7 protein-coding genes, 1 tRNA gene and 2 rRNA genes (1 of these 10 running past the window's edge) are annotated in these 12,187 nt (G+C 60.4%); 6 read left to right on the top strand and 4 right to left on the bottom strand.

From position 1 onward, the window contains the following. Window positions 1-3: 3 nt before the first annotated feature. The 6 genes from PMI04_RS20455 (at window position 4) to PMI04_RS20480 (ending at window position 7,833) form a co-directional block, all read left to right on the top strand. Window positions 4-1,131: an efflux RND transporter periplasmic adaptor subunit gene (locus tag PMI04_RS20455; RefSeq protein WP_007705697.1), complete on the top strand. Its 1,128-nt coding sequence runs from the start codon at window positions 4-6 to the stop codon at window positions 1,129-1,131. Window positions 1,132-1,134: 3 nt separating this feature from the next. Beyond that, window positions 1,135-4,350: a CusA/CzcA family heavy metal efflux RND transporter gene (locus PMI04_RS20460; protein WP_007705698.1), complete on the top strand. Its 3,216-nt coding sequence runs from the start codon at window positions 1,135-1,137 to the stop codon at window positions 4,348-4,350. 147 nt (window positions 4,351-4,497) lie between these two features. Then, entirely contained in the window at window positions 4,498-5,970 is a 1,473-nt protein-coding gene (locus tag PMI04_RS20465; protein ID WP_007705699.1) for a GGDEF domain-containing protein, read from the top strand. 427 nt (window positions 5,971-6,397) lie between these two features. Further along, window positions 6,398-6,745, top strand: coding sequence for a hypothetical protein (locus PMI04_RS20470; protein WP_157178070.1), 348 nt, complete (start codon window positions 6,398-6,400; stop codon window positions 6,743-6,745). A gap of 95 nt (window positions 6,746-6,840) precedes the next feature. Further along, window positions 6,841-7,284, top strand: coding sequence for a hypothetical protein (locus PMI04_RS20475; protein ID WP_157178071.1), 444 nt, complete (start codon window positions 6,841-6,843; stop codon window positions 7,282-7,284). Between the two features lie 87 nt (window positions 7,285-7,371). Then, complete coding sequence (locus PMI04_RS20480; protein WP_007705700.1) at window positions 7,372-7,833, top strand: MucR family transcriptional regulator; 462 nt, start codon at window positions 7,372-7,374, stop codon at window positions 7,831-7,833. A gap of 49 nt (window positions 7,834-7,882) precedes the next feature. On the opposite strand, the gene PMI04_RS20485 is transcribed toward PMI04_RS20480, so the two are convergent. The 4 genes from PMI04_RS20485 to PMI04_RS20500 all read right to left on the bottom strand — a co-directional run. Next, window positions 7,883-9,085, bottom strand: coding sequence for an integrase arm-type DNA-binding domain-containing protein (locus tag PMI04_RS20485; protein ID WP_283184823.1), 1,203 nt, complete (start codon window positions 9,083-9,085; stop codon window positions 7,883-7,885). A gap of 176 nt (window positions 9,086-9,261) precedes the next feature. Next, window positions 9,262-9,338 (bottom strand) — tRNA-Met (locus PMI04_RS20490). A gap of 110 nt (window positions 9,339-9,448) precedes the next feature. Further along, window positions 9,449-9,563: ribosomal RNA gene (gene rrf / locus PMI04_RS20495) — 5S ribosomal RNA — on the bottom strand. Window positions 9,564-9,738: 175 nt separating this feature from the next. Further along, window positions 9,739-12,187: ribosomal RNA gene (locus tag PMI04_RS20500) — 23S ribosomal RNA — on the bottom strand; it runs 345 nt beyond the window's last position.

The following is a 12,187-nucleotide window of genomic DNA, read 5'->3' on the forward strand; positions in this document are numbered from 1 at the left end:
CTCATGAAAAATCTCTACGGTCTTGTGCCGCTGCCTCTTATGTGGGTGATTGCGGCCTGCAGCGCGGAATCCGCGAACGAAGCGCAACCTGCTGCCAAGGTGGCAAGCCATGCCGATGAAGGCGCGATCGCCATGAGCGAGGACCAGATCCGGTCCGCCGGCATCCAGATCGGTCGACCGGTCGTCGGTGGCTCCGGCACGATCGAACTCCCCGCGACTATCGAGGGGGATCCGCAGGGCGTGCAGGTCGTGTCGGCGGCCATCGGTGGCCGCGTCGTGGCGTTGACGCGCAACCTGGGGCAGTCGGTGGGGCGCGGCGATACGCTGGCGGTGATCGAGAGTCGCGAGGCGGCGTTGCTCAACGCCGGGATAGAGGCGGCGCGCGCGCGGCTGGGGCTGGCCAACGCCACCCTCGCCCGCGAACAGAGGCTATTCGCGCAGCGGGTTTCGCCCGAGCAGGACCTGATCGCGGCGCGTACGGCGGCAGCCGAGGCGCGCATCGCGCTGCGGCTGGCCCAGGGGCAGATGGCGGCCACCGGCAGTGGCGGCGGCCTCAACCGGGTCGCCATCACCGCGCCGCTGTCGGGCCAGGTCATCGCACGCAGCATTGTGCTGGGGCAAACGGTGGCGGCCGATACGGAACTGTTCCGCGTTGGCAACCTGTCGACAGTGTCGCTCTCGCTCAACCTGCAGCCGCAGGATGCAGGGCGCGTACGGCCCGGCACGCCGGTGATGGTAGAGGCGCCGGGACGCAAGGCCAGCGCCCGAATCAGCTTCATTTCGCCAGTGTTGGACGCCGGTAGCCGGCTAGTCCCGGCAATCGCCACGCTGGACAATAAAGGCGGGCAATGGCGCGTGGGCGAAGCCGTCACCGCGTCGGTCGCCCTGTCGGGCAATGGCAACGGCGCCGCTCGGGTGCCATCCACGGCCGTGCAATATGTCGAGGGCCGATCGGTTGTCTTCGTGCGCACCGGCACCGGTTTCCGCGCCGTGCCGGTCACGGTCGGGGACATGTCGGGCGACAGCGTGATCGTGCGTTCGGGCCTCAAGGGGAACGAGAGGATCGCCACCATCAACAGCTTCACGCTCAAGGCCGAACTCGGCAAGGGTGAAGCGAGCCACGAGGACTGAGCCATGATCTCCCGCATCGTCACATGGGCGGTCGAGAAAAGCTGGCTCGTCCTGCTACTCACCGCCATCGCCGCCATCATCGGCGCCGTTTCGCTGTCCCGCCTGCCGATCGACGCGGTGCCGGACATCACCAACAATCAGGTGCAGATCAACATCCGCGCCTCTGCCCTGTCGCCCGAACTGGTCGAGAAGCAGGTCTCCTTCCCGATCGAGACCGCGCTCGCCGGTATCCCGGGCCTGGAATATACCCGCTCGCTCAGCCGTAATGGCTTTGCGCAGGTGACGGCGGTCTTCGCCGACCAGACCGACATATATTTCGCCCGCCAGCAGGTTAGCGAGCGGCTGACCAGCATAGCGGACGCTCTGCCCGCCGGTGTGACGCCGGAAATGGGGCCGATCGCGACGGGTCTTGGCGAGGTCTATATGTGGACGGTCCGGCTCCAGCATCGGGACGACGACACCCACCGGCCCGGCGAGCCGGGCCAACAGCCCGATGGCAGCTATATCACGCCGGAGGGCGAAAGGCTGACCAGCGAAGCCGACAAGGCGACCTATCTGCGCACCGCGCAGGACTGGATCGTGACGCCGCTGCTCAAGAGCGCGCCGGGGCTGGCGGGCGTCGATTCGATCGGCGGTTATGCCAAGCAATATCTGGTCGTGCCGGATGTGCAGAAGCTGGCCTTGCTCGACCTGACGTTGACCGATCTTGGTACGGCGCTGGAGCGCAACAACAGCAGCGTGGGCGGCGGCTTTGTCGAGCGTAACGGCGAGGGGCTCGCCGTTCGATCCGATGCGCTGATCCGCAACGCGGCGGAACTGGCGCGCACGGTGGTTGCGACGCGTGAGGGCGTGCCCATAACGCTGGATCAGGTTGCGACCGTGCGCACCGGACAGGCAATTCGCATGGGATCGGCATCGGAGAACGGAACGGAAGTGGTGGTCGGCACCGCGATCATGCGCATCGGCGAGAACAGCCGGACGGTCGCGACGGCAGTTGCCGACCGGCTGAAAGCGATCAACGCTTCGCTGCCGCCCGATGTGGTGGTGCAGCCGGTGCTGGACCGCACCGCGCTCGTCAACGCGACCGTGAAGACGGTGGCAAAGAATCTGGGCGAAGGGGCGCTGCTGGTCATCGTCGTCCTGTTCCTTTTACTCGGCAATTTCCGCGCAGCGCTGATCGCCGCGCTGGTCATCCCCATCTCGATGATGCTGACCGGCTTCGGCATGCTGCGTGCGGGCGTGTCGGCGAACCTGATGAGCCTGGGGGCGCTGGACTTCGGGCTGATCGTCGACGGTGCGGTCATCATCGTCGAGAATGCGCTGCGTCGCCTTGCCGAGCAGCAGCATCGCGAAGCCAGGCTGCTCAGCGGTCCGGAACGGTTGGCGGTCGTTGCCGCAGCAGCGCGGGAGATGATCCGGCCTTCCGTCTATGGGCAGGCGATCATCATCCTGGTCTATGTGCCGCTGCTGACGCTCACCGGCGTCGAGGGCAAGACCTTTGTGCCGATGGCGCTGACCGTCATCATCGCACTCGCCTTCGCATTCATTTTGTCGATCACCTTCGTGCCGGCGATGATCGCGCTGTTGCTGTCGAAGCGGATCGAGGAAGAGGATGGCCGGATCGTCGGCTGGCTCAAGCGGCGCTATGAGCCTGGGCTCGACAAAGCGATGCGGCGCCCGACGCTGACGATCGGCGCGGCGATCGGCAGTCTGGCGCTCGCGGCGCTGGCCTTCATCTCGCTGGGGCAGGTGTTCCTGCCGCAGCTGGACGAGGGCGACCTGCTGATCCAGGCGCTGCGCATCCCCGCGACATCGGTGCAGCAGAGCCAGGCAATGCAGGGGCCGATCGAGCGGATGATATCGCAGCAACCCGAGGTCCGGTTCGTTTTCTCCAAGACCGGTACCGCCGAACTGGCATCTGACCCGATGCCGCCCAATGCGACAGACATGTTCGTGATCCTCAAAGCCCGCAAGGACTGGCCCGACCCCAGTCTGCCCAAGACAGTACTGGTCGAACGGCTGGAGAGGGAACTGGGCCGCTTTCCCGGCAACGCCTATGAGATTACGCAGCCTATCCAGATGCGCTTCAACGAGCTGATCGCGGGGGTGCGCGGCGATATCGCGGTCAAGGTCTTCGGCGACGATTTCAATGCCATGAACCGTACCGCCGAACAGATAGCCGGGGTGCTGCGCAACACGCCGGGTGCGACTGACGTGAAGGTCGAGCAGACCAGCGGCCTGCCCATGCTCGACATCCGCCCGAACCGCGATGCCATGGCACGGGTCGGCGTGACCGCGCAGGACGTGCAGGATGTCGTAACCGCGACGATAGGCGGGCGGCCATCGGGCATGATCTTCGAGGGCGACCGCCGCTTCCCGGTGGTGATCCGCCTGTCCGACGCCCAGCGGTCCGATCTTGCGCTGATCAACCAGACGCAGGTGCCGGTGCCTGGCGGCGCTTATGTCCCGCTCGCCAGCCTCGCCGACATTCGGGTGGTCGATGGTCCCAACCAGATCAGCCGGGAAAATGGAAAGCGGCGTGTCGTCGTGCAGGCCAATGTGCGCGGCCGCGATGTCGGTAGCGTCGTTACAGATGCGCAGGCGCGCATAGCCGATCAGGTACGCCTGCCGGCGGGCAGCTATCTGGAATGGGGCGGGCAATTCGAAAATCTGCGGTCCGCCAGCGAGCGGCTGAAGCTGGTCGTGCCGGCCTGTTTCGTGCTGATCCTGCTGCTGCTCTACGGGGCATTGGGCAATGTACGCGACGCGGCGATCGTGTTCACCGGCGTGCCCTTCGCGCTGGTGGGCGGCGTGCTGCTGCTGTTCGTGCGGGGCATGGATTTTTCCGTGTCGGCAGCAGTGGGCTTTATCGCGCTGTCGGGGATCGCGGTGCTGAACGGCCTCGTAATGGTCAGTTCCATTCAGGATTTGGCCTGGTCTGGCATGGCACCGGATGAAGCCGCGCGGACGGGGGCGATGCAACGCCTCCGTCCGGTGGCGATGACGGCGCTGGTCGCCAGCCTCGGCTTCGTGCCCATGGCCTTTGCCAGCGGCGCGGGCGCGGAGGTCCAGAAACCGCTGGCGACCGTGGTCATCGGCGGACTGATTTCCGCGACGTTGCTGACCCTGTTCGTGTTGCCGACGCTCTATGCTCGGTTCGGACGAGGCAATGTGACCTGCGGCGAAGCAAAGGGCGGGGCACTGTCCGATCCCGCTTGATCGCCTGGAAGGCGGTGGTCCCCGCAGTTAGCAATGGGCCACCGCAACCCGGCATCCATGAAGCCGGCATCGATAGGCGCCATAAGAATTCGTTAAAGGCCATTTACTATGTGGGGAAACAGAAAAACCGACGGGAGAGCGCATAGGGTGCGGCAAGAGAAGCGCAGTGATGACCTGGTCAGGCGGGCGGGCTTTGGCATCAGCCTTTTCTTCGTTTGCCTGATCGGCATCTGCAGCCAGCCCTATCTTGGCCTGTCCGCGTTCTGGCCGGCCAATGCCTATATGCTGGGGCTGCTGGTGCGCTTTCCGCGGCTCAACAACCGGGCGACCTGGCTTTGCTGTTCGGTTGCCTTTTTCATGGCGGATCTAGTGACCGGCGTAAGTCTCGCCCGTAACATCGCGCTCAATTGCGGCAACCTTGCGGCGGTCGCGACGGCTTGCTTGCTGCTCGGTCCGCTATCGCAAAAGGATCGCATACTGACGGGACAAGAATCGACCCGGCATATATTCGGGGCCATCCTTGCCGCTTCTCTAGTTGCCGGCCTCTTCGGTATCGTCGTCAACCCGTTGCTGTTTGTTGGCACGAGCGGCGAGGGCTTCCTGTTCTGGACGGCAACCGAGATGGTGAATTATGTAACCTTCCTTCCCATGCTGCTGACGTTGCCGGAAGCCACCGCATGGAATGTTCGGACGTTCGCGGGCGGTCTTCGTCAGCTCAATCCGCGAAGCCTGCTGCCGCTTGCGGCTCTTGCTGCCTCGCTTGCCGGTGGCGCGCTGGCCGGTGGGCCGGGCGCTGCGCTCTTTCCAATTCCCGCTCTTTTGTGGTGCGGGCTGGAGTATAGGCTCTTTCCGACCGCATGCATCAGCCTGATGTTCGCTCTCTGGACGTTGTTTGCGCTCCGGACCGGCATGTTATGGGCGCCCACGCCCCTGACCACTCGTGGGGATCTGATCTCCGTTCGGTTGGGCATAAGCCTTGTCGCGTTCACGCCGATTATCGTGGCCAATCTGGTGGCGGCGCGAAACGAGCTTCTTGCCCGGCTGCGCCTGCTCGCTGACCATGATCCCATGACGGGCCTGCCGAACCGCCGGGCCTTTTTCGAGAGCGGCACGCGGACGCTCGGCCTATCCGTAGAAAGCCGTGAGTCCGTAGCGGTGATGATGCTGGACATCGATCATTTCAAATCCGTCAATGATCGGTACGGCCACAAGGCGGGCGATCAGGTTCTGGTGGCATTCGGCAGTTTGTTAACGGACAATCTCCGGGCGCAAGATATCGTCGGTCGCATTGGCGGGGAGGAGTTCGCGGTCGTGCTGCCCGACTGCGGTGTGACGGATGCGGCGGTGGTCGCACAACGCATCAATCAGGCGCTGCGGTCGGCCACCATAGTAGTCCAAGGCAAAGAAGCTATCCGGGCGACGGTCAGTATCGGCATTCATGCCGGGTGTTACGCGACCGACTTGGAGGAGGCGCTGGCCAAGGCCGACACAGCCCTATACGCAGCGAAGAATTTCGGTCGCGACCGGTATGTCATATGGTCCGAAATATCTGTTACCCATGCGAAACCCGAGAAACGAAAGCGTTTGCGATCTCGTGAAATCGTTGATCAGATTTCTTGATGTGCTTCTAGGACCGAATTCGTCTCAAGCAATCCAACGATGACATGCAGTATAGGCACCCAAAGCTGCCTGCATTGAGAATTCGGGGTCGCAAAGCTGCCGGTCTGCACTTGGGGGAAGAAAATTGGTTGCTGAACGACCAAGATGGGTCGTTCCAAGAAGCCTTCCCTATCACGCCGCGAACACGAGTTCTGTTCCGACATAGGGACGGATGACTTTCTGCGGTATCAATCGCATGGCCTCCTGGATGAAGACCTCGCCGGTACAATGCATCGGAACGATGTAGGCTGGGTCTATTGTTATCAACTCCGCGACGGTCCGTTTTGCCTCCTCCTCAGTGCGGGGGCGGACGAGATGGAATCCAGCTGGCCATGACTATGTCGTCGTGGATTATGATGGCCGCCTCTACCCGACCGATGAGGCACGCATGCTCACCCGATCGAGGGTTATCGATCTGGGCATTGGTCATGTCTCGACCGGGATGGATCTTGGAGCGCGTGATGCTCTGAATGCTCATGCGACCAATAGCTTTGATCCAGACTGTCAGCGTTGTGCCTACCAGCCTTTTTGCGGTCGAGATCTCATTGATGATCTCTCACGTTATGGTCGAATCGATATGCCTCGGCATGAGACCGCCTTTTGTCAGCGTCACCTGCACATATTCGATCTGGCGTTCGAGCTGATCTTCTCGGAAGATGAAGCCACCAATTATTCCGTTCGCCGCTGGCTCGACTTACCCGGTCCGCTTGGACCGATTGGTACGCACTTGCAATGATCCCCCTCATTCTCCCTTCGACATCGGATGCTGCCACGCCATTCGTGACGCGTCTCGGCGCAGTGACGTGGGACGATAGCCGAGATGCAAGGCTGATGAGCGATACAGATGGCATTGCGCTTTACAGCGGTGACTTTGGTCTTTTCACCATTGAGCGCCCGAAAGGCATGACCCTAGAAAACGACATAGTCCTTGTCGATCCACGCGCTGGCAGGGCCGAACGTCTGATACGCGCAGGATCCAACCATAATACGCTCCTGGTGACCGAGCGATGCGATCAACTCTGCGTCATGTGTTCACAGCCACCCAAGAAGACCCATGAAGATCGCTTCGCCGCATTTACAGACGCTTGCTTACTCGCTCCAGACTCGTCGGTCATAGGTATATCCGGCGGGGAACCGACGTTGTTCAAGGCAGAGCTGCTCGAATTGCTGGAAACAGTTCTTGGCCAGCGGCCGGACCTTGCATTTCATATTCGTCCCTTCATCGACAGGTGCAGGTGCCAACCAATATTATACAGAGCCAATGACGAACATTAGCAATAGTTCATCGAACGCATAATGATAATCCGATCTTCCTTCTGTCATTCAGCAAAAACAACTGGTCGCCATGAAGAAGGGATAAAAATGTCCGCTGAAGAAACGCTCATCACTCTCACCGCCGATATTATCGCTGCCCATGTCAGCAACAACAGTGTTGGGATCAATGATCTTCCTTCCCTGATCGCCAATGTGTATGGCGCTCTCGCCAGCCTGAGCGAACCTGCGGTTGCTGAAGAAGTGAAGCCCGAGCCTGCGGTTTCGGTGCGCGCGTCGATCAAGCCGGACTATATTGTCTGCCTGGAAGACGGGAAGAAGCTCAAGATGCTCAAGCGTCACCTGATGACCCATTATCAGATGACCCCGGCGGACTATCGCGCCAAGTGGGGCTTGCCTGCGGATTATCCGATGGTCGCCCCCAACTATGCTGCGCAGCGCAAGGAACTGGCCCACAAGATCGGGCTCGGCTGCAAGCCGCGCGCGGTAGAAGCCGTTGCTACCAAGCCGGCCCGCACCCCGCGCAAGACGAAGGTCGCCGAACCGGCCTGAGGATAGCTATGCGGGGACCGGCCGAGCCGATCCCCGCATGCCCCATCCACTACGCCACCAGCGCCTCCTGCGGCGCCGCGACCATGCCCAGAACATGATCAGCCCAGGCCTGCAGCATCCGGCGACGTGGGGTCAGGTAGAGGGCGCTGTTATAGGCCCCACGCACATCATCGCGATCGGCATGGGCCAGCGCCATCTCGATCCAGTCAGGCCGGTAGCATTCCGCCTCATTGGCCCAGGTCGAGGCAAGGCCTCGGAACCCATGCACCGTCTGACGCCCGCGATAGCCCATGCGGTAGCAGCCATAGATCATTGTGTTCTGCGATATCGGTAGCGCAGGCCGGTCGCCGGCAAAGACATAAGGCCCCCGGCTGTAAACCCGCACGCTCTCCAGCACCCCGACCGCCTGCCACGAAAGCGGCACGATATGCTCACGCCCCATCTTCATCCCCTCAGCCGGAACGCGCCAGATGGGATCAGGGCCATCCAGCCCCTCAAACTCGTCCCATATCGCATGGCGCGTCTCATTGGTCCGCGCCCAGGTCAGCAGCGTGAATAAGAGCGCATCGCGCGTGACCGCACGCCGCCGGGGATTCTCATCGCCGTCATAAGCATCGATCGCCCGGACAAGGGCCGGCAACTCCCCTGCCCCGACCCGCGCCATATGCCGCACCCGAGGCTTTGGCCGCAGCAAGGTGGCGAGGCCAGCAGCCGGATCATGGGTGGCCCAGCCCTGCGGGATGGCAAAGAGATAGACTTGGCTCACATGCTGGCGCAGCCGACGGCTGATATCGAGGGCACCGCGCGCCTCGACCGCCCGCAACATCGTCAGCACATCGCCCGCAGTGATGCCCTTGAGATCGCGCTGCCCGAGCGACGGGAACACGTCGCGCTCCAGACGCGACAATATGCCTGCCGCATGCCCCGGCTCCAGCCCGCTCGCCCGATTGCCATGCCAGGCCCGCGCAGCCGCCTCAAAGCTGGTCACAGGCGAGGGAGCCTTGGGACCGGGATCCCGGCCCCGCGCAAGGGCAAGTTTGGCCTCAGCGCGGCGCAGCCGCGCCTCTGCCAAAGTAACCTCCGGGTAGCGCCCGAACGAGAGCAGTTTCTCCTTGCCGTCGAACCGATATTTCATGCGCCAGAGGCGCGAGCCAGTCGGACGGACAAGCAGATAGAGGCCGCTGCCATCGCCGAGCTTGTAATCCTTCGATCGCCGGCTGGCGTAGCGAACCTCGAGTTCCTTGAGCGGCATAGGGGGCATCTCCTGCTGGGCACAGGCAAAACACCCCCAAAAGCAAATCGACGTCCTGGCATCAGGCGCGATCCGATGGGCGGCGCTGCATCCCCAAGAAACGGCGCAAATTCGCCGCGGGAAGACATAAAAAAACCGCCCCGGGATGATCCGAGACGGCTTGGTCTGTTGGTGTGTGGTTGCGGGAGTAGGATTTGAACCTACGACCTTCAGGTTATGAGCCTGACGAGCTACCGGGCTGCTCCATCCCGCGACACTGGGCGTTTTTTTGGTGCCCTGATATGCAAAAAGGGCGGCTTTGTGGGCCGCCCTGCTTTGCAATTATGAATGGGTTTTTATCCGTAGTCATGCGCGTGCTTCAATGCCTGGCGACGCCCTACTCTTCCAGTGCTTGAGCAATAGTACCATCGGCGCAGACTGGTTTCACGGCCGAGTTCGGGATGGGATCGGGTGGGTCACAGACGCTATGGTCACCAAGCAATGAAGCAGGCGCATAACTGCGGTTTTTTAATCGATACCGTGCACAGTTCACTTTCACTTGGGAAAGTGAACATCAAGAGCTTTGATTTGTATGTTCGTATATCTGGGCTGGCTTAAAACCATTCCGTCAACGGACGCTGCTGTTTCCAGCATTGTCGTTGATGGTGGGACTCTTAAGCGCGAACAGAGCAATTAGGACTGGTTAGCTCCATGCGTTACCGCACTTCCACATCCAGCCTATCAACGTCGTGGTCTACGACGGCTCGATGAAATCTTATCTTGAGGGAGGCTTCCCGCTTAGATGCTTTCAGCGGTTATCCCGTCCATACATAGCTACCCTGCTGCGCCACTGGCGTGACGACAGGTACACCAGAGGTATGTTCAACCCGGTCCTCTCGTACTAGGGTCAACTCCTCTCAAATTTCGACGCCCACGGCAGATAGGGACCAAACTGTCTCGCGACGTTCTGAACCCAGCTCACGTACCACTTTAATTGGCGAACAGCCAAACCCTTGGGACCTGCTCCAGCCCCAGGATGTGATGAGCCGACATCGAGGTGCCAAACGATTCCGTCGATATGAGCTCTTGGGAATCATCAGCCTGTTATCCCCGGCGTACCTTTTATCCGTTGAGCGATGGCCCTTCCACGAGGGACCACCGGATCACTATGACCGACTTTCGTCTCTGCTCGACTTGTCAGTCTCGCAGTCAGGCGGGCTTATGCCATTGCACTCTAACAGACGGTTTCCAACCGTCCTGAGCCCACCATCGCGCGCCTCCGTTACTCTTTAGGAGGCGACCGCCCCAGTCAAACTACCCGCCACAGAGGGTCCCTGCACCGGATAACGGTGCGAGGTTAGACATCAGAAAACAACAGGGTGGTATTTCACCTATGGCTCCACGACAACTGGCGTCATCGCTTCAAAGCCTCCCACCTATGCTACACAGTTCTTTCCTAATGCCACTCTGAAGCTGCAGTAAAGGTGCACGGGGTCTTTCCGTCTAACCGCGGGTACTCCGCATCTTCACGGAGAATTCAATTTCGCTGAGCATATCCTGGAGACAGTGGGGAAGTCGTTACGCCATTCGTGCAGGTCGGAACTTACCCGACAAGGAATTTCGCTACCTTAGGACCGTTATAGTTACGGCCGCCGTTTACCTGGGCTTCAATTCAGAGCTTGCACTCCTCCTCTTAACCTTCAGGCACCGGGCAGGCGTCAGGCCCTATACGTCGTCTTGAAGCCGACTTAGCAGAGCCCTGTGTTTTTGCTAAACAGTCGCTACCCCCTGGCCTGTGCCCCCCACAAGTGCTTGCGCATATGTGGGGCCTCCTTCTTCCGAAGGTACGGAGGCAATTTGCCGAGTTCCTTCAGGATACTTCTCTCAAACGCCTTGGTATACTCTACCATTCCACCTGTGTCGGTTTAGGGTACGGTCTATACGGTGGGGCTATTTCCTGGGACCCCTTCACTGCCCGGAGCAATCCAATAAGCCCGAACAATTTACGGCATCCGTCACACACCACCAGGCCCACGAATATTAACGTGGTTCCCATCGACTACCCCCTTCGGGCTCGTCTTAGGGGCCGGCTTACCCTGCTCAGATTAGCTTTAAGCAGGAACCCTTGGAATTTCGGCGACAGTGCATCTCACACTGTTAATCGCTACTCATGTCTGCATTCGCACTTCCGATACCTCCACGACCCATTACCAGATCGCTTCAACGGCCTACGGAACGCTCCGCTACCGCGTGATCCAAAGGATCACACCCTAAGCTTCGGTGCACGTCTTGAGCCCCGTTACATCTTCGCCGCAGGATCTCTTATTTAGACCAGTGAGCTGTTACGCTTTCTTTAAAGGATGGCTGCTTCTAAGCCAACCTCCTGGTTGTTTTGGAAATCCCACATGCTTTCCCACTTAGACGTGACTTGGGGACCTTAGCTGTAGGTTAGGGCTGTTTCCCTTTTGACGACGGACCTTAGCACCCGCCGTCTGTCTGCCGAACTAGACTCGTTGGTATTCGGAGTTTGGTTAGAGTTGGTAGATCTCGCGACCCCCGCATCCATCCAGTGCTCTACCCCCAACGGCAATCATTCGACGCTCTACCTCAATAGATTTCGCGGAGAACCAGCTATTTCCCGGCTTGATTGGCCTTTCACCCCTAAGCACAACTCATCCGACAATTTTTCAACATTGAACGGTTCGGTCCTCCAGTGCGTGTTACCGCACCTTCAACCTGGTCATGCATAGATCGCCGGGTTTCGGGTCTAATGCATCAAACTATGGCGCCCTATTCAGACTCGCTTTCGCTGCGCCTACACCTAACGGCTTAAGCTTGCTTGATACACTAAGTCACAGACCCATTATGCAAGAGGTACGCGGTCAGGTCTCAAGGACCCTCCCACTGCTTGTAGGCATCCGGTTTCAGGTACTGTTTCACTCCCCTCATCGGGGTGCTTTTCACCTTTCCCTCACGGTACTGGTTCACTATCGGTCATGTACGAGTATTTAGGCTTGGAGGGTGGTCCCCCCATGTTCAGACAGAGTTTCACGTGCTCCGCCCTACTCAAGTCCTGAATGGTAATTTTCGCATACGGGGCTGTCACCCGCTATGGCCGAACTT

This window comes from Sphingobium sp. AP49 (genome assembly GCF_000281715.2).
In the GTDB taxonomy this organism is placed as follows: domain Bacteria; phylum Pseudomonadota; class Alphaproteobacteria; order Sphingomonadales; family Sphingomonadaceae; genus Sphingobium.